An 18,601-nucleotide genomic window follows, 5' to 3' on the forward strand; every position below is an offset into this window, starting at 1 on the left:
CCCCCCTGGGCCCCCCCCCGCCCGTTCGGGTCAGGGGAGGAGGATGAACCAGTTGACGTTCAGGAACTCCTTCGGCTGGGGTGAGACGAACTTCAGGTAGACGGTGTGGAGGCCGGAGGTGGAGGGCAGGGCGGCGGTGACGTCCTTCCAGTCCTGCCAGCCGCCGGTGTCGGAGACGGGGGCGGTGGCGAGAGGGGCGGCGTCGGGGGAGTCGAGACGGATCTCGATCCGGCCCTTGGCCTTGCCGCCGTCGGAGGCGACGCGGGCTATGAGCTTCTTGGGGCCCTCGGGGCCGAAGTCGACCTTGTCGTAGCGGACCCAGTCACCGTTGGCGACCCAGCCGATGTACTCGGTGTCGCCTATGTCGTCGGCGAGGTCGGTGCGGACGCCGGACTGCTCCGAGTAGCTCTCGGCCTGGACGAGGACGGGTGTCCAGGGGGCCTTGGACTCGTCCGAGGCGGACGGCGAGGCGCTGGGCGACTTCGTGGGCTCCTCCGAAGGCTCCGCCGATGGCGGGACCGACGGGGAGGCGGACGAAGAGACCGACGGAGAAGCCGTCGGGGAGGCGGTCGGGGACGAGGTCGGCTCGTCCTCGTCGGCGGTCTCGGTGGCGACGTCCCCTTCGGGGGCGCCGGCGCCGCGGGCCATCACCTTCACGTAGTCGACGAGCATGGGGTGGCCCGGTTCGGTGGCGGGGGAGACGTCGCCGCCGTTGCCGCGCGGCATGTCGCCGCCCATGGCGATGTTGAGGATGACGAAGAAGCCCTCGCCGCCGTTCAGGTTGTCCCAGGCCTGGCGCCACTGGTCGCCGTCGGCGCCGTCGGGAGCCTCGTCACGGCCCAGCTTGTGGACGAGCTTGCCGTCGAGGTACCAGCGGAGTTCCTCGGCGTCGGTGCGGCGGTCGAACTCCAGCCGGTAGACGTGCGGGCCGTCCTGGCAGGACACGGGCGCGCACTCGGTGGAGGTGCCGCGGCCGCTGCGCTCGTTGCAGGGGCCGCCCTCGCTGCCGCCTCCCTTGACGCCGCAGTGCAGCGTCGTGTGCGCGAGGTTGACGCCGTTCACGGTCTCGACGATGTCGATCTCGCCGCCGGACGGCCAGTTCTCGTTCTCGGGGTGCAGCCGCTGCTCCTGGTTGAGGAGCCAGAACGCGGGCCAGTACCCGAAGGCCTTCTCTTCCGTCACCTGCGGCATCTGGATCTTGGCCTCGAAGGCGACCTGCCCGCCGTCGGGGGTCTTGAACACCTGCTCGCTGTTGATCCGCGCGGACGTCCACTCGCCGGCCTCGCTCCGCCGCGGCGCGATGGCCAGGTTGCCCTCGCCGTCGAGGGAGACGTTGGCGCGGTCGTCGGTCATCCGGGCGATCTCGTTGGTGCCGAAGTTCGCCGGCCCCTGCCCGCCGAGCGGCGAGACGGTGTTGTGGCCGAGGTCCGGCAGCCAGTGGTCGGCCGGGGCGGCGTTCTCGTCGCCGTCGAAGCCGTCCTCGAAGAGGACCTTCCACCCGTCGTCGGGCGCCGCCACCGTCCGGAACTTCAGCCGGAGGATCCCGTCGTCCCGGGAGAGGGCCCCCCAGACGCCCAGCACCCCGGCGAGCAGCCCGAAGACCAGACCCAGGGCGATCATGTAGTGGTAGCGGTCCCGGTCTGTGAAGAAGGTGATGATTCCTTTCACGGGCGGCTCTCCAGGGGCGTTGTCGGCAGAGGGTCGCACAGGAACCAGGAGTTCTTGTGAGTCGCGCCCATCATGCCCCGCCGCCCGTGGGCGACACGCGGACAAAACACCCGAAAGTAAAGTCCGTGAATTCGGTGCCATCCGAAATCAACAGAAGCATGACGGCCCCTGACATAAGTCAGGGGCCGTCATTCGGATCGAGGCTCAGGACCAGCCGAAGTTCTGGGTCCAGTAGCTCTTGTACTTGCCGACGCCCAGCGACTTGATCTTGCAGTTGAGGATGTTCGCGCGGTGGCCCGGGCTGTTCATCCAGCCCTTCACGACCGCGTTGGCGCTGGGGTAGCCGTAGGCGATGTTCTCAGCGGCGGGGGATCCCTTGTAGCCGGCCCGCCTGATTCGGTCCCACGGCGAGGAGCCGTCCTTGGACGTGTGCGAGAAGTACTTGTTCACCGCCATGTCCTTGGAATGGCGGCGGGCGGAGAGGGCGAGCCTCTTGTTGCCCTTCAGCGGCTTGCAGCCGTTCTTCTTGCGGGCGGCGTTGGTGAGGGCGAGGACCTTCTTCTCGGCCTTCGTCATGGCCGGGACGGCCGCCCTCTCGGCGGCGGGGGAGCCCGGGGCGGGAGCGGCGGAGGCGGGGGAGGCGCCGAGCCCGGTGGCCAGGGTCAGCGCGAGGGCGGGGACAAGCAGGTACTTGGGGGTCATACCATCTCCAAGGTAACGAAGTGGTCACATACTAGTGTGACCTATGTGATGGTTCACCACCTTTGAGCCAATCCCCGTAGATATTGCTTTGCGTCGCCCCCCTGAGCGGCGCTTATCCTTGGCGGTTGTGAGTTCCCCTCCTGTTCAGCACGCCGACCTGCGCCGACGCCTGGACGGCCTGACGTTGCGCGACAGCTCCCGCCTGGGCCGCCGCTGGGAGGGCACGCGCAAGATCCGCGACACGGCCCGCCGCGAGAAGGTCCAGCGTGACCTGCTCCGCCAGGTGGAGCAGGCCGAGCTCAGGGTCGCGAACCGGGCCGCGTCCGTCCCTCCGGTCAGCTATCCCGAGCAGCTCCCGGTCAGCCAGCGCAAGGACGCGATCCTCGAGGCGATCCGCGACCACCAGGTGGTGATCGTCGCGGGCGAGACCGGTTCGGGCAAGACCACCCAGCTGCCCAAGATCTGCCTGGAGCTGGGCCGGGGGGTCAAGGGGCTGATCGGCCACACCCAGCCGCGCCGGCTGGCGGCCCGCACCGTCGCCGAGCGCATCGCCGAGGAGCTCGACACCCCCTTCGGCACGACCGTCGGCTACAAGGTCCGCTTCGCCGACCACTCCAGCGACGACACCCTCGTACGGCTGATGACCGACGGCATCCTGCTGGCCGAGCTCCAGCACGACCGCCTGCTGGAGGCCTACGACACGCTGATCATCGACGAGGCGCACGAGCGCAGCCTCAACATCGACTTCCTCCTGGGCTACCTCAGGCAGATCCTGCCCCGCCGCCCCGACCTCAAGGTGATCATCACCTCGGCGACCATCGACCCCGAACGCTTCTCCCGGCACTTCGGCGACGCCCCGATCATCGAGGTCTCCGGCCGCACCTACCCGGTGGAGGTGCGCTACCGCCCGCCGAACGAGGACACGGACGACCAGACGGACCTGTACGCGGCGATCTGCGACGCCGTGGACGAGCTCAGCCTGGAGCCGCCCGGCGACATCCTCGTCTTCCTCTCGGGCGAACGGGAGATCCGCGACGCCGCCGACGCGCTGGCCAAGAAGCAGTACCGCAACACCGAGGTCGTGCCGCTGTACGCCAGGCTCTCCACGGCCGAGCAGCACAAGGTCTTCCAGCCCCACCGGGGCCGCCGGATCGTCCTGGCCACCAACGTCGCCGAGACGTCCCTCACCGTCCCCGGCATCAAGTACGTGATCGATCCCGGCACGGCCCGCATCTCCCGCTACAGCAGCCGCCTGAAGGTGCAGCGCCTGCCGATCGAGGCGGTCTCGCAGGCCAGCGCCAACCAGCGCAAGGGCCGTTGCGGCCGCACCTCCGACGGCATCTGCATCCGCCTGTACGAGGAGGACGACTTCCTCACCCGGCCGGAGTTCACCGACCCGGAGATCCTGCGCACGAACCTGGCGTCGGTCATCCTGCAGATGACCAGCCTCGGCCTGGGCGACGTCGCGAAGTTCCCGTTCATCGACCCGCCGGACCGCCGCAACATCAAGGACGGCGTCGACCTCCTGCACGAGCTGAACGCCTTCGACAAGGAGCAGAAGCTCACCGAGATAGGCCGCAAGCTGGCCCGCCTCCCCGTGGACCCGCGCATGGGCCGGATGATCCTCGAGGCGGACAAGAACGGCTGCGTCAACGAGGTCATGGTCATCGCGGCCGCCCTGTCGATCCAGGACCCGCGTGAGCGCCCGTCGGACAAGCAGCAGGCCAGCGACGAGAAGCACGCTAGGTTCAAGGACCCGACGAGCGACTTCATGGCCTTCCTCAACCTGTGGAACCACGTGCGAGAGCGCCAGCGGGAGCTGTCGGGAAGCCAGTTCCGCCGCACGATGAAGAACGAGTTCCTGCACTACCTGCGCATCCGCGAGTGGCAGGACCTGGTGGGCCAGCTCAAGCAGGTCTGCCGCGACCTCGGCGTCACCGTCAACACGACTCCGGGCGACCCGTACAAGATCCATGTCTCGCTGCTGAGCGGCCTGCTCTCCCACATCGGCCTGTTCGACGCCGAGAAGCGCGAGTACGTCGGCGCCCGCAACGCCAAGTTCGCGATCTTTCCCGGCTCCGGCCTGTTCAAGAAGAACCCGCGCTGGCTGATGTCGGCGGAGCTGGTGGAGACGTCCCGGCTGTGGGCCAGGGTCAACGCCAAGATCGAGCCGGACTGGGTCGAGCCGCTGGCCCAGCACCTGGTGAAGCGCAACTACAGCGAGCCGCACTGGGAGAAGGACCAGGCAGCGGTCATGGCGCTGGAGAAGGTCACCCTCTACGGCGTGCCGATCGTCACCGACCGCAAGGTCAACTACGGGCGGATCGACCCCGTGATGTGCCGCGACCTCTTCATCCGGCATGCCCTGGTGGAGGGCGACTGGCAGACCCACCACAAGTTCTTCCACGCCAACCGCCGGCTCCTGGAGGAGGTCGGCGAGCTGGAGGAGCGGGCCCGGCGGCGCGACATCGTGGTGGACGACGAGACCCTCGTCGACTTCTACGACCAGCGCCTGCCCGAGGACGTCGTCTCGGGGGCGCACTTCGACGCCTGGTGGAAGAAGGCGCAGCGCGCCGAGCCGGACCTGCTGAACTTCGAGAAGTCCATGCTGGTCCACGAGAGCGCCAAGGAGGTGACGGAGGAGGACTACCCGGACGCCTGGCGGCAGGGCGACCTCGTCTTCGAGCTCACCTACCAGTTCGAGCCCGGCGCGGACGCGGACGGCGTCACCGTCCACATCCCGCTGCACGTCCTCAACCAGGTGGAGGAGGCCGGCTTCGACTGGATGGTCCCCGGCCTGCGCCACGATCTGGTCACCGCGCTGATCCGGTCGCTGCCCAAGCGGCTGCGGGTGAACTTCGTGCCCGCGCCCGACTTCGCCCGCCGGGTGCTGGAGCGCGTCCGTCCCGGTGAGGGGCCCCTCCTGGACCGGCTCGAGGAGGAGCTGCGGACGCTCACCGGCGTCGCGGTGCCGCGCGAGGCCTGGCAGCCCGGCGATATCCCCGACCACCTGCGGATGACCTTCCGGATCGTTCAGGGGGACGACCCCCAGGCCCCCGAGGGCCGGCCCGGCCGATCCTCGCCTCGCTCCGGTCGTCCGGGCCGGATCGACAAACGCCGCAAAAAGCTGGCCGAGGGCAAGGACCTCGCCGAGCTCAAGCGCAGGCTGGCCCCCAAGCAGCGGGCGACCCTGGCCGCGTCCACCGGCATCGAGCGCCAGGGCCTGACCGGCTGGGACTTCGAGGTGCTGCCCAGGCTGCACGAGCAGGGCAGGCTCAAGGCCTATCCCGCCCTGGTCGACCAGGGCGACAATGTGGCGATCCGGACGTTCGGCACCGAGGAGGAGCAGCGCCGCGCGATGTGGCTCGGCGTCCGGCGCATGATCCTCCTCAACGCCCCCTCGCCGGTGAAGTCGCTGCAGAGCGGGCTGAGCAACCAGGCCAAGCTCACCCTCGCGAACAGCCCGCACGGCAGCGTCCAGAAGCTGTTCACCGACATCACCGAGGCCGCCGCGGACAAGCTCATGGCCGACCACGGCGGCCCCGCCTGGGACCGGGAGTCCTACCAGCGGCTCTATGACGCCGTCCGGGCGGATCTCGCCGACACCGCCGCGCAGCTCCTCGGCTGGACCGAACGGGTCCTCGCCGCCTACCAGGTGATCCAGCGCAAGCTGAAGAGCACCGGAAGCCTGGTGCTCGTCCCCTCCCTCACCGACGTCCGGGCCCAGGTGGACGAGCTGGTCCACCCCGGTTTCGTGACGGAGACGGGGTTCGCCCGGATGCCGGACGTCCTGCGCTACCTGCGGGCCGTCGAGTACCGGCTGGACCGGCTGCCGGAGAACCCCAACCGGGACCGGCAGCTCATGGCGCAGGTCGCCTCGGTCCGCCAGGAGTGGGAGGGCGCCGGCCGTCCCGCCGAGGTCCGCTGGATGATCGAGGAGTACCGGGTGAGCCTGTTCGCCCAGTCCGTGGGGACGCGATATCCCGTTTCCGACAAAAGGATCAGGAAGGCGATTACCGAGGGGCGCCGCCGGATATGAGTCAGGCATGTCGGGGGAGCTGTCGCTGGTGGAGGCGGCCCGGGCGGGCAAGCTCGACCGGGTGAACGCCCTCCTCGCCGAGGGCGCGGAGGTCGACGGCCCCGACGCGGAGGGCACCACCGCCCTGTACGCGGCGTCGGTGGCGGGCCAGACCGACGTGGTCCGGGCGCTGCTGGCCGCGGGCGCCGATCCTGACCGATCCAGCCTGGGAGACAGCGACGGCCTGCCCCTGTGCGGCGCCGCCTGCTGGGGACACGAGGAGACGATCGCCGCGTTGCTGGAAGGCGGAGCCGACGTGGACAGGACGGAGCCCCGGGGCTGGACGGCGCTGGAATGGGCGGCCTCCGAGGGGCACCTCGGCACCGTCGTCCGGCTGCTGGAAGCCGGAGCGGATCCCGATCTCGAGGTTCGCACCCCTCCGCTCTACCTGGCCGCCGGGCGGGGCGCGGTCGGCATCGTCCGGGTGCTGCTGAGCCACGGAGCCGACCCCGTGGGCGCCACCGAGGAGGGCGAGACGGCCCTGGAGGCGGCCCTGCGCTGGGCCGGGGTGGACATCGAGGCCGAACTGCGCGCCCAGAAGAAGGAGGTCTACGCCGAGCCCGGCCACGAGATCGTGGTCACCCGGCGGGAGGAGGACGACGGCACCGAGCTGATCACCGCGCGGGCCGGCCGGGGCGGCGAGTTCGCCGCCACGAAGAGCGAGCTGCAGACGGGGCACGGCGCGATCGCCACCCTCCTGGAGCGGACGCTGGGCATCCCCACGCCGGTCGAGGAGCTGGTGGCGCGGGCCATGGAGTTCCGCTACCTGCGCCCCACCGCCGCCGACGTCCGCCTCCACGTCACCGAGCGCCCCGCCTGGGAGGAGACGGTCCGGACGCTGGCCGAACGGGACGACGAGGACGGCGTGCGGGAGATCGTCGACCTCGCCGAGCACCCCGATCCGCTGCACCGCACGCTGGGCGTGGACGCCCTGGCCCGGTTGAGCCCGCACGTGCGCACCCTGCCGAGGCTGCGCCGCATGGCGCGCGAGGAGGACGACCCGGTCCTGCTGCGCTCGCTGGTGCGGGCGCTCAGCGACCACGGGGACGCCGCCGCGCTGCCGGAGCTGCTCAGGCACTCGCGCCACCCCGACGAGCGGGTCCGCAACACGGTGGCGCGGGCGCTGGTGAAGGTGCTGCCGCCGGAGCATCCGATGGACGTCGGCGAGCTGATCCGGCTCACCGGCGACGAGCACGAGTACGTCCGGGACTGGGCGACGATGTCGCTGGGCCTCATGGACGCCGACACCGGGGCCCTGCGCGACGCGCTGGCGGGCCGTCTGAACGACCCGTCCCCGGTCGTGATCGCCGAGGCGGTGCGGGGCCTGGCCGAACGGGGGGACCGGCGCGCCGTCATCGGCATCCGTCGCCTCCTCACCGACCCCACGCTGGAGAACTACCCCCTGGACGTGGCGCTGGAGTCCGTCATCCGGCTCAAGGACCCGGTGCTGCGCCGGGACGTCCTGGCCTGCCGCCCCCTCGCGGAGTCACACGGGCTGCACTCGGAGTGGCAGGAGGCCCTGCGCTCCACCTCGGGCTGATGAATCGGGAAGATCTTCGTCCCGGAACTGTGTCACGCGCTACATATACCGTTACTGGACATGCCGTTACATAGGCGTGGGAGCGCGTTATCGTACTTCCAGGGCTTGTTGATCTTTCGAGGTGCGGCATGGGCGGTCACGCGGACGGCCGACGTGACGCTGCCCGGCTCATCGGTCGCCGTGACGCCCTGCGCGAGATCTCGACCTCCCTCGACAACGACGGGTTCGCCTGCGTGGCCATGGTCGGCGAGCCCGGCGCCGGCAAGACGCGGCTGCTGGCCGAGCTGGTGGACTCGGCGCGGGACGCCGGCTACCTGGCCCTCACCGGCCGGGCCGCGGAGTTCGAGGAGGACATGCCGTTCGGGGCGATGATCGACGCCTTGGACGACCATCTCGAGACCCGGGACGACCTGCCGTCGCGGCTGGGCGAGCCCGTCCTGCGGCAGCTGGCCTCGGTGTTCCCCGCGCTGGAGGAGATCGTCCCGGAGGGTCCCGCGCTGGGCAGCGGCGCGAGCGCCCGCTACCGGCTCTACCGCGCGGTCAGGCAGCTGCTGGGGGAGCTGGCCGGGGACGCGGGCCTGGTGCTGGTCGTCGACGACATCCACTGGGCCGACGACGCCTCGGTGGAGCTGCTCGACCACCTCATCCGGCATCCGCCGCGGGCCCGGTTCGTCATCGCGCTGGCCTACCGCCCGGCGCAGCTGTCGCCCAGGATGTCGGCGCTGGTCTCGGGCGCTGGGGTGCGCCGGGTGCAGGTGACGCCCTTCACCGCGGAGGAGGTCGCGGAGTTCCTCGGCGACGGGGTCGACGTCGAACGGCGAGCCAGGCTGCACGAGATGAGCGGCGGCAACCCCTTCTACCTCGACGCCCTGGCCCGGATGGAGACGCTGCCCACCGACGGCGAGCACCCGCACGACGATCTGCCGCCGCTGGTCGGCGCCGCCCTGCAGGCCGAGCTCGGCAGGCTGACGGACGAGGCCAGGCGGGTGGCGCAGGGCGGGGCGGTCGCCGCCGACGAGTTCGACGCCCTGCTGGCCGCCGCCGCGGCCGGAGTGGACCGCGCCACCGCGCTGCGGGCGCTGGACGAGCTCGTCCAGCGCGACGTCGTCCGCGGCTCGGGGCACGGCAGGTTCCGGTTCCGCCACCCGCTGGTGCGCAGCGCCGCCTACGGTTCGGCCGCGGCCGGCTGGCGGCTGGGCGCGCACGCGCGGGTGGCCTCCCATCTGAGCGCGGTGGGCGCGCCCGCCACGATCCGCGTCCACCACGTGGAGCGGGCGGCGGGGCTCGGCGACGAGTCCGCGATCACCACCCTGATCGAGGCGGCGCGTACGGAGGCGGTCCGCGCCCCGGCGGCCGCCGCCCAGTGGCTGGGCACCGCGCTGCGGCTCATCCCCGGGGACACCGCGCCGGGCGGGGCGTCCCGGGCCGACCTGCTGCTGGAACTGGCCCGCGCCCAGACCGTCAGCGGCCATCTGGTCGAGGGCAGGGAGAGCGCGCAGGAGGTGCTGCGGCTGCTGCCGCGCAACGACTACGCGCGCAGGGCGTTCGCCGCCCGCTTCTGCGCCCTGGTCGAACGGCTGCTGGACCGCTCCTCCCAGGGCAGGGCGCTGCTGCTGGCCGAGCTGCGGGAGCTGCCGGACCCCCAGGCCGCCACCGCGGTGCCGCTGCGGATGCGGCTGGTCGCCGAGAGCCTGATGCGCGGCGACCGCCGCGCCGCGCGGGCCGTCCTGGACTTCATGCCGGAGACCACCGAGCAGCGCCGCCGCGACAATCCCGGCATGACCACCGGGATCGCGGCGCTGCGCCCCATGGCCGCCTACATCGCGGAGGAGATCGACGAGGCGCTGTCCCTGCTGGAGGCGGCGACGGAGCTGATGGACGGCGTGCAGGACGCCGACCTCCTGGAGTGGATGGACACCGTCGCCTGGCTGTGCTGGGCGGAGCTGTGGCTGGGCCGGCCCGAGCACGCCCAGGACAGGTTCGAGCGGGCCGTGGCCATCACCCGCGCCACCGGGCAGAGCTTCATCGTCACCAACCTGCTGGCCGGGCTGGCCCGCACCCTGGCGGTGCGCGGAAGGCTCGCCGAGGCCGCGCTGGCAGCCGAGGAGTCCGCCGAGATCGCCCGGCTGCTGCACTCCGGGCACGCCAAGGTCGTCGCGCTGGCCCAGCAGAGCCTGGTCACCTGCTGGTCGGGTGAGAGCGAGCAGGCGCTGCGGCTGGCCGCGGAGGCCAGGAACGCGGGCGGGGTGGAGCGGGAGTGGCCCCGGGTGCAGGCCAGGTTCGTGCACATCATGGCGCAGGTGGGCTGCGGACGGCTGGAGGAGGCGCTGCGCGACGCCCAGGACCTGTGGAGCGGTAGCGAGTTCGCCCTCCTCGACCAGGCCAGCCTCCTGCGGTGCGCCGAGACGATGGCGGCGGCGGAGGCGATGCGCGGCAGGGCCGAAGACGCGGCGCTGTGGGCCGAGCGCGCCGAGGAACAGGTCCACCCCCAGCTCGACGGCAACCGCGGGATGGCCGCGCTGGCCCGCGCCCACGCGCTGAAGCCCGGCGATCCGGCCGCGGCGGCGAAGCTGGCGGTCGAGGCGGCCTCGCTGCTGGGCTCCTCCGGCCAGCGGCTGGACGAGGGAAGGGCGAGGCTGGTCGCCGGTGGGGCGGCCCTGGACGCGGGGGACCGCACCTGGGCCCGCGAGCAGCTCGCGGTGGCCGCCGAGATCCTCGGCGCGGCGGGCGCGCACGGCATGCTCGCGCTGACCGTGCGGGAGCAGCGCAGGGCAGGGGAGCGGGTGCCCGCGCCGGGCGGCAGGGGCGGCGGGCCGTCCCGGCTGTCCCGCAGGGAGCGGGAGGTGGCCGGGCTGGTCGCCGAGGACCTGAGCAACCAGCAGATCGCCGACCGCCTCGTCATCAGCGTCCGCACGGTGGAGACACACCTGTCCAACATCTTCACCAAGCTCGGAGTCGCCTCCCGGGTGGGAGTCGTGGCCGCGATCCACGAGCTCGGCGGCCTGCGGGAGGACGAAGGGGACGGCGGGCCCGGAACCGGAAAGGCGTCAGCGGACTCGTAGGAGAGACGGGACGAAGATCGGGGTTCACCCCGATGCCCGGCCTGGAGCGCCTCCCCGATAGTCGGAGCGCGATCCACCTCGCAGAAGAGGCCACGAGAAAGGGGACTGCCGCATGGGCGGACGTATCGCCAGGTTCACCACCGAGGGCGTGCCCGACGCCGAGGTCACCGAGTACCCGGTGACCACCGGTGACGGCCTCGGCCTCAAGCTCTCCCGGTTCCACCGCGCGGACTGCGACGACGTGGTGCTGCTGCTGCACGGGCTCCCGGCCTCCACCGACATGTTCATCATGCCCGAGCACACCAACCTGGTGTCCTACCTGCTGGACAACGGGTTCACCGACGTGTGGTCGCTGGACTTCCGGATGAGCAACCGCCTGCCCTACGGCACCGAGACCAACCGGCACACGCTGGACGACATCGCGCTGTACGACCACCCGGCGGGGCTCGCCGAACTCCGCCGCAGGGTGGGGGAGGGCAAGCGCGTCCACGTCGTGGCGCAGTGCCTGGGCGCGGTCTCGTTCTCGATGAGCATGGCCGCCGGGCTCACCGGGGACATCGCCAGCTTCACCTCCAACAGCGTCGCGCTGGTGACGAAGGTGCCCGGCTGGTCCCGGTTCAAGCTGCGGTTCGGCGTCGGGCTGACCGAGTACGTCTGGGGCCTGTCGGTCCTGGACTCCCGCTACGGCGAGGCCTCCCCGCTGACCAGGGGCGGCGCGTTCTCCCGGCTGGTGTCGCTGTTCCATCCCGAGTGCGGCGAGCGGGCCTGCCACATGATCAGTTTCATGTGGGGTTCGGGCAGGCCGGGGCTGTGGCGGCACGAGAACCTCGACCCGGCGACCCACCGCAGGGTCGCCGACCTCTTCGGCGCCACCGGCCTGAACTACTACCGGCACATGCACAGGATGGTCGAGGCCGGCCGCGCCGTCACCCACGACCGCGAGCACTCCGAGCTGCCGCCGGACTACCTGGAGGCGGCCGCCAAGATCTCGACGCCGATGCTGTTCCTGACGGGGGACCACAACCGCGTCTTCGAGGACTCCAACATCGTCTGCCACCGGGAGCTGGACAAGGCGAGCCCCGGCCTGCACGAGCTCGTCATCCTGCCCGGCTACGGCCACGTGGATCCGTTCATCGGCAAGAACGTGCACGTGGACGTGTTCCCGCACATCCTGCGGCACCTGCGCAGGAACACGCACTGATCCGTCACCTACGGGTGACCCACGGCACCTACGGGTCGGAATCAGTGGTGACCACGATGCCCGTCCCGGCCGGATGCGGGAGTGTTCCAGGGACGTGGAGAGGAGATCGAATGGCAACGGGAACCCGGCGAGCCGCCTTCGAAGGAGTGGCGGACGTGACGGTCTCCGAGCGCCTGTTCGCCACCACCGACGGCCTGGGGCTCAGCCTGACCCGCTTTCACCGCGCGGACTGCGGGGACGTGGTGCTGCTCGTCCACGGCCTCGCCGGCTCGCGGGAGATGTTCACCAGGCCCGGCCACGCCAACCTGGTGTCCCACCTGCTGGACAGCGGGTTCACCGACGTGTGGGCGCTGGACCACCGGATGAGCGGTCGGCTGCCCTACAACACCGAAGGCCACCGCTTCACGCTCGACGACGTGGCGGCCTACGACCATCCGGCGGCACTGGCCTGCCTGCGCGAGGCGGTGGGCGACCGCAGGATCCACGTGATCGCCCACTGCCTCGGCTCGGTCACCTTCCTCACCGCGCTCTTCGCCGGGCTGGTGGACCAGGTGGCCGGAGTGGTGTCCAACAGCGTCTCCCTGCATCCCCGGTTGTCCCGCAGGGCACGGGCGCGGCTGCGGTTCAGTCCCGCGCTCGCCCCGCAGATCATGGGAATGGCCGGGTCCGGCTTGAAGCCGATGCGGACCGGCGACACGGGCGGGAGTGGCTACGGGCGGCACATCCGGCGGATGGCCGCGGCGGAACGGGTCGTCAAGTGGGACGAGGAGGACCCGCGGCTGCCGGACGCCATGACGAACCTCGCCGGCGTACGGACGCCGATCCTCTTCCTCGCGGGGTCGGAGAACAGGGTGTTCACCGACTCCAACGTCGTCACCTACCGGGAGCTGGAGCAGGTGGCGCCCGGCCGTCACAGACTGCAGGTCCTCCCCGGATACGGGCACGCCGACCCGTTCATCGGGCGGAACGCCCACGCGGAGGTGTTCCCGAACATCGTCGGATTCCTGACCGAGAAAGCCGTCTGAGGCGTTGGAGACCATGGAGAACGTGGACGCGGTGATCGTCGGCTCCGGATTCGGCGGCTCCGTGGCCGCCTACCGGCTGGCCGACGCGGGCCTGGCCACCGTCGTACTGGAACGGGGGCGTTCCTACGCGCCGGGGCAGTTCCCCCGGTCGCCGGCGGAGGTGGGGAAGGCCTTCTGGGATCCGTCGGAGAACCTCTACGGGCTGTTCGACGTCTGGAGCTTCAAGGGCTGCGACTCGGTCGTCTCCTCCGGGCTCGGAGGCGGCTCCCTGATCTACGCCAACGTCATGCTGCGCAAGGACGAGAAGTGGTTCGTCCACGAGCAGGCCCTGCCGGAAGGCGGGTACGAGCACTGGCCGGTGACCAGGGCGGACCTCGAACCGCACTACGAGGCCGCCGAGCGGATGATCGGCGTCCGGCCCTACCCGACCGAGCACGAGCCGTACTCGCGGACCGGCAAGACGCAGGCGCTGCAGGACGCGGCGGCGCAGCTGGGGCTCGAATGGTTCCGTCCGCCGCTCGCCATCAGCTTCGGCACGCACACAGGGGCCGTGCCGAGGCCGCGCGAGCCGCTCGCGGAACCGCCGTACCCCAACCTGCACGGCGTGCTGCGCACCACGTGCAGGCTGTGCGGGGAGTGCGACATCGGCTGCAACGACGGGTCCAAGAACAGCATGGACCACACGTATCTGTCGGCCGCGGCCCACCGGGGGGCGGACCTGCGGACGCTGACGGAGGTCAAGGGCGTCAGGCTCCGGGACGGCGGGGGCTACCTGGTCGACTACGTCCGGCACGACCCGGAGACGGGCCGCCGGGAGGCGGGGAGCATCGGCTGCGCCAAGCTGGTCATGGCCGCCGGGACGTACGGGACGGCCCGGATCCTGCTGGGCTCGCGGCTGCCGGGCATGAGCCGCGCGCTGGGCACCCGCTTCTCCGGCAACGGCGACCTGCTGACGTTCCTGTTCAACACCAAGGACCGGGACAGGCTGCGCCCCCTCGACCCCGGCGGGGCGCCCGTCATCACCAGCGCGATCCGCCTTCCCGACGAGCTGGACGGCGGATGGGGCCGCGGCGGCTACATCGAGGACGGCGGATATCCGGCGTTCGTCGACTGGACGCTCCGGGGCCTGGACGTTCCCGGAAGCGTCAGCAGGGCCGCGGAGTTCCTCTGGGAGCGGTTCCTCCAGTTCCTTTCCGGTTCGTCTGACACGAACCTGTCGGCCGAACTGGCGGAGCTCACCGGAGGCTCCCGCTCGGTCGGCACGCTGCCGCTGCTGGGCATGGGCCGCGACATCCCCGACGGGGTGCTCGCCCTGGACGGCGAGGGCCGGCTCACCGCCGACTGGACGGTCAGGACCAGCCGCGCCTACTTCGACCGGCTGCGCACCACCATGCAGCGCATCGCCGACGTCCTCGACGCCGACTACGAGGACAACCCCCTGTGGTTGCGCGAACGCGTCATCAGCGTCCACCCGCTCGGCGGCGCCCCCATGGGAAGGCATCCGGGAGAGGGCGTCTGCGACGGGTTCGGCGAGGTCTTCGGACTGCCCGGCCTGTACGTCGCCGACGGCGCGGCGCTGCCCGGCCCGGTCGGCGCGAACCCCGCGCTGACCATCGCGGCGCTCTCCGAGAGAATGTGCAGGCAGATGATCCACGGGGACCTGGACCCGGGGGCCGGGGCGGCCGGAGGATCCGCCCCGACGGAAGGGGCGGTGGACGGCGGCGGGCGTGCCGAGGACGGCACCTCGCTGTCGTTCACCGAGGAGATGCGGGGCCGGTACGTCGCGGGGGCGTCCGACCCCTTCGCCGGCGAGCAGGGGGAGCGGCTGGCGTTCCGGCTCACCATCACGATCGACGACGTGGACCGGTTCCTGGCCGAACCGGAGCGGCGGGCCGTGGCGGAGGGCTGGATCGACTGGCCCGGCGGAGGCGGGCGCCGCAGGGTCGAGCGGGGCCGGTTCCACCTGTTCGTGCCGGACGACGACGGGAGCGGCCGCAAGGAGATGCGCTACCGGCTGCACTTCACCGACGTGCGCGGCGAGCCCCGCACGCTCGTCGGCTGGAAGCACCTCTGCGAGGGGTCGCCCACCCACGTCTGGTCGGACACGACGACGCTGTACTACCGGATCCACGCCGGACACCCGGAGGAGGACGAGGCGGAAGGGCCCGCGCTGGGTTCGGGCACCCTGCACATCAGACTGGCCGAATTCCTCGAGCAGCTCACCACCTTCCGCACGGAGGGGCCCGACGGCCTGACCGCGCTGCACCGGTTCGGGCGGTTCTTCCTTGGCGAGCTGTGGGACGTCTACGGTCCGGACGACTGCCAGCCCGTGTCCTGATCCGCGTTCCGGACGGACGGCCCGCCGCCGTGCGGGCCGTCCAGGTGGCGCTGGATGTGCACACGGGCCTGCGGGGTGCGGACGAAGCCGAGCCAGTCGGGGCTGGGCGCGGCCTCCGGGTCGGTGAGGATCTCCACCACGTTGCCGACCCTGATCTCGGCGGACAGGGGCGCCAGCCGCCCGTTGATCAGGGCGCCGATGCTGCGCGCGCCCAGTTCGGGGCCCAGCGCGTAGGCGTAGTCGAGCGCGGTGGCCCGGCGGGGCAGCGAGACGGTCATGCCCCGGGGTGTGAAGCAGGCGATGTTCCCGCCCGCCAGGTCGGAGCGCAGGCCCTCCAGGAACTCCGCGGAGGGGGCGCCGGACTGCCAGGCCAGCAGGCGGGCCAGCCAGACGAGGTCCAGCCGTTCCGCGACGGCCTCGGCGGTCCCGCCCCTCCTGGCCTGCCGGGCGTGGGCCACGATCCCGTGCTCGGCGACCTCGTGCATCTCCCGGGTGCGGACGATGACGTCCAGGAAGTCGCCCTCCGGGCCGATGACGACGGTGTGAAGGGAACGATAAAGGTTGAAACGGGGCATCGCGATGTGGTCCTTGACCCGGCCGGCGACGGGGTGCAGCGCCGAGTGCACCGCGCCCAGGGCGATGTAGCAGTCCTCCGGCGGGCCCTCGACCAGGACCAGCATCCTCGTCACGTCGCTGGGGCGCAGGCCCCTCAGATTTCCCTCCCGGCTCCTGTGCACGCTGTGGAGGTGGCGGGGCCGTATCCGGACCTCCGCGCGGACCCGATGCCCGGCGAGGGCGGCCCGCAGCAGCGCGGCGGCCGGGCCGAGCACCGGCCCCGCCCCGGCCAGTTCACGGCGGACCGCGTGCTCCGTGGCGGCGTGGGCGCCGGGATCGAGGGCGGCGAACGCCAGGTCGTCCATGTCGCGTTCGAGGGCGTGGATGCCGAGGCGCTCGGCGAACGGGACGAGCAGCTCCAGCGTGGCGCGGGCGATGCGCTCGCGCTTGTGGGGCGGCTGGAAGCCGAGGGTGCGCAGGTTGTGCAGCCGGTCGGCCAGCTTGACGACCAGCACCCGCAGGTCCGCCGCGGCGGCCAGCACCATCTTGCGGAAGGTCTCGGCCTCGGCCTGCTCCTTGCTCCAGCGCTCGCCGTCGAGTTTGGTCACCCCGTCGACGATCAGCGCCACCTCGTCGCCGAAGTCGGCGCGCACCTCGCCGAGGGTGTAGGGGGTGTCCTCGACGGTGTCGTGCAGCAGGGCCGCGACCAGGCAGGCGCGGTCCACGCCGAGCTGGGCGAGGATCATCGCGACGGCCAGCGGGTGGGTGACGTAGGGGGCGCCGGACCTGCGGAGCTGCCCCCGGTGCATGCGCTCGGCCACGGTGTAGGCCCGGCGGAGTTCGGTCAGGTCGGCGGCGGAGGCCCCGGGCTCGGCGGCGCGGAACGCGGCGATCAGCGGTTCCGCGGCGGCCTGTTCGCGGGGCGCGAGGGAGGACGGCGGTCGGGTGGGCGGGCGCAGGAGCGTCCGCCACCGGCCTGAGGCGGCTCGGGGGGAGACGGCTCGACTGGAGGACGCGTCCGACCCTGTGAGTGCCATCGTGACCGCCTGACACGTGAATGGTTACTTTCCGTGAGTGACATTATGCGTCGGCGTTCGTGCAGGCGATAGGGGGTGGCGGAAGTTCCGGTGAGGGGTGGGGCTCGAAAGGGCGGTGACTCTGCGTAAGGGGAGGCTGATTTAACGCTTTGGACATGATCTGGTGATATTTAGCACAATCGCAGATGTGAGTATGGTTCATCACAGTTGCCCAGTGACCGGGTCCGGCCCTTGCAATCGTCTCGTGATGGGGCGTGAATGAAATGATGATGCTGCTCTCCCCCCGGAACGTCCGCGACGCCGCTTCGAATGCGACTCGGAAAATACTTCGAGGCAGGCTGGCCGATCTGCGCCCAATGCCGTCCGAACTGATCGATCAGGGGCCCCACCGCTCGCTCTACCGGTACCGGACCCCGGGAAAGGTGATCCCGACGGGTCCACCGGTGCTGCTGGTGCCGCCGCCGGCGGCCTCCGCGGCCACCGCCTTCGACCTGCGGCGCGGCTGCAGCCTGGCCGAGCACCTGGTCTCCACCGGACGCCGGACCTACCTCCTGGACTACGGGGAGGCCGACCGCCGGGGCCGCGACCCGGACCTGGAGACCTGGGTGGACGAGGTGCTGCCGCAGGCCGTCGCCCGCGTCGCCGAGGACGTGGACGGCCAGCCCGTGCAACTCGTCGGCTGGTGCCTGGGAGGGATCCTCTCCGTCCTCGCCGCGGCCGCCCGCCCCGCGCTGCCCGTCGCCTCCATCACCTCGATCGCCGCACCGGTCGACTTCGACGCCGTGCGCCCCGGCGGGAGCCTGAGCGGCCTCGCCCGGCTCGCCGGAGGGTTCGCCGGGGGAGGGGAGTCCGGGCTGCTCTCGGCTTTCGGGGGAATTCCTCGACCACGGGCCGGGAATGAATATAAGATATCGGAAATTGATCGATATCTGACGCGTCCGGTGATGATGCTCGCCAACCTCGACGACGCGGACTTCCTGGCGCAGATCGAGGCGGTGGACGCGTTCACCGAAGAAATGCTCGCCTCTCCCGGAAGGACCGTCGCGCAGGCCTACGACCGCTTCTTCCGCGAGGACGAACTCGCCTGCGGGGAGGCCCGGGTCGGCGACCGCCGGGTGTCCCTGTCAGAAGTGAAGGCGCCGGTGCTGGTGATCGCCGGACGCGACGACGGGCTGGCCCCCTGGAGGTCGGTGCACCCGCTCACCCGGCTGCTGCCCGGCTCACCCGACGTGCGGTTCGCCACCGCGCCCGGCGGGCACCTGGGCGTCCTGACCGGCAGGAAGGCGCGGACCACCACCTGGGCCAGGCTGGACGCCTGGCTCGCCGAGGGATCCGTCAGGCACGGGCTGCGCGCGGCCCGCCCCCAGCGGGAGAGGCAGCTCTCCCGGTCCTGAG

10 protein-coding genes are annotated in these 18,601 nt (G+C 71.5%); 7 read left to right on the forward strand and 3 right to left on the reverse strand.

What is annotated here, in order from left to right; all coding sequences use genetic code 11:
* Positions 1–30: 30 nt before the first annotated feature.
* Both ABD327_RS36605 and ABD327_RS36610 read right to left on the reverse strand, forming a co-directional pair.
* Positions 31–1,668: a carbohydrate-binding protein gene (locus ABD327_RS36605; RefSeq protein ID WP_344458179.1), complete on the reverse strand. Its 1,638-nt coding sequence runs from the start codon at positions 1,666–1,668 to the stop codon at positions 31–33.
* Positions 1,669–1,872: 204 nt separating this feature from the next.
* Complete coding sequence (locus ABD327_RS36610) at positions 1,873–2,370, reverse strand: CAP domain-containing protein (protein ID WP_344458181.1); 498 nt, start codon at positions 2,368–2,370, stop codon at positions 1,873–1,875.
* A 127-nt stretch (positions 2,371–2,497) separates the two neighbouring features.
* On the opposite strand from ABD327_RS36610, the gene hrpA reads away from it, so the two are divergent.
* The 6 genes from hrpA to ABD327_RS36640 all read left to right on the forward strand — a co-directional run bounded on the left by hrpA (position 2,498) and on the right by ABD327_RS36640 (position 15,614).
* Positions 2,498–6,409 carry an ATP-dependent RNA helicase HrpA gene (gene hrpA, locus ABD327_RS36615; protein ID WP_344458183.1) on the forward strand — a complete coding sequence of 1,304 codons (3,912 nt, stop codon included), beginning with the start codon at positions 2,498–2,500 and terminating at the stop codon, positions 6,407–6,409.
* 7 nt (positions 6,410–6,416) lie between these two features.
* The gene (locus tag ABD327_RS36620; RefSeq protein ID WP_344458185.1) at positions 6,417–7,988 is read left to right on the forward strand and encodes an ankyrin repeat domain-containing protein; all 1,572 of its coding nucleotides are present in this window, start codon (positions 6,417–6,419) and stop codon (positions 7,986–7,988) included.
* Positions 7,989–8,116: 128 nt separating this feature from the next.
* The gene (locus tag ABD327_RS36625) at positions 8,117–11,050 is read left to right on the forward strand and encodes a helix-turn-helix transcriptional regulator (RefSeq protein ID WP_344458187.1); all 2,934 of its coding nucleotides are present in this window, start codon (positions 8,117–8,119) and stop codon (positions 11,048–11,050) included.
* A 112-nt stretch (positions 11,051–11,162) separates the two neighbouring features.
* Positions 11,163–12,251 carry an alpha/beta hydrolase family protein gene (locus ABD327_RS36630; RefSeq protein ID WP_344458189.1) on the forward strand — a complete coding sequence of 363 codons (1,089 nt, stop codon included), beginning with the start codon at positions 11,163–11,165 and terminating at the stop codon, positions 12,249–12,251.
* 110 nt (positions 12,252–12,361) lie between these two features.
* Positions 12,362–13,276 (forward strand): alpha/beta fold hydrolase, encoded by a 915-nt coding sequence (locus tag ABD327_RS36635; protein WP_344458191.1) that lies wholly within the window; start codon positions 12,362–12,364, stop codon positions 13,274–13,276.
* Positions 13,277–13,289: 13 nt separating this feature from the next.
* A complete protein-coding gene (locus ABD327_RS36640) occupies positions 13,290–15,614 on the forward strand; it encodes a GMC oxidoreductase (RefSeq protein WP_344458193.1) in 2,325 nt (774 codons plus the stop codon).
* Here the strand turns inward: ABD327_RS36640 and ABD327_RS36645 are convergent.
* Positions 15,581–17,206, reverse strand: coding sequence for a RelA/SpoT family protein (locus ABD327_RS36645; protein WP_344458195.1), 1,626 nt, complete (start codon positions 17,204–17,206; stop codon positions 15,581–15,583). The two genes, ABD327_RS36640 and ABD327_RS36645, sit on opposite strands and share 34 nt — an antisense overlap.
* Before the next feature lie 356 nt (positions 17,207–17,562).
* On the opposite strand from ABD327_RS36645, the gene ABD327_RS36650 reads away from it, so the two are divergent.
* The gene (locus ABD327_RS36650; protein ID WP_344458197.1) at positions 17,563–18,600 is read left to right on the forward strand and encodes an alpha/beta hydrolase; all 1,038 of its coding nucleotides are present in this window, start codon (positions 17,563–17,565) and stop codon (positions 18,598–18,600) included.
* The last annotated feature ends 1 nt before the right edge of the window (position 18,601 follow it).

Source organism: Actinocorallia aurantiaca (assembly GCF_039533685.1).
In the GTDB taxonomy this organism is placed as follows: Bacteria; Actinomycetota; Actinomycetes; order Streptosporangiales; family Streptosporangiaceae; genus Actinocorallia; species Actinocorallia aurantiaca.

Excerpts from the sequence above, each read along its gene's own strand:
- ABD327_RS36635 (WP_344458191.1), top strand. The coding sequence starts at position 12,362 with ATGGCAACGGGAACCCGGCGAGCCGCCTTCGAAGGAGTGGCGGACGTG.
- ABD327_RS36640 (WP_344458193.1), top strand. The coding sequence starts at position 13,290 with ATGGAGAACGTGGACGCGGTGATCGTCGGCTCCGGATTCGGCGGCTCC.
- ABD327_RS36630 (WP_344458189.1), top strand. The coding sequence starts at position 11,163 with ATGGGCGGACGTATCGCCAGGTTCACCACCGAGGGCGTGCCCGACGCC.
- ABD327_RS36645 (WP_344458195.1), bottom strand. The coding sequence starts at position 17,206 with ATGGCACTCACAGGGTCGGACGCGTCCTCCAGTCGAGCCGTCTCCCCC.
- ABD327_RS36610 (WP_344458181.1), bottom strand. The coding sequence starts at position 2,370 with ATGACCCCCAAGTACCTGCTTGTCCCCGCCCTCGCGCTGACCCTGGCC.
- ABD327_RS36620 (WP_344458185.1), top strand. The coding sequence starts at position 6,417 with ATGTCGGGGGAGCTGTCGCTGGTGGAGGCGGCCCGGGCGGGCAAGCTC.
- ABD327_RS36650 (WP_344458197.1), top strand. The coding sequence starts at position 17,563 with ATGCCGTCCGAACTGATCGATCAGGGGCCCCACCGCTCGCTCTACCGG.
- ABD327_RS36625 (WP_344458187.1), top strand. The coding sequence starts at position 8,117 with ATGGGCGGTCACGCGGACGGCCGACGTGACGCTGCCCGGCTCATCGGT.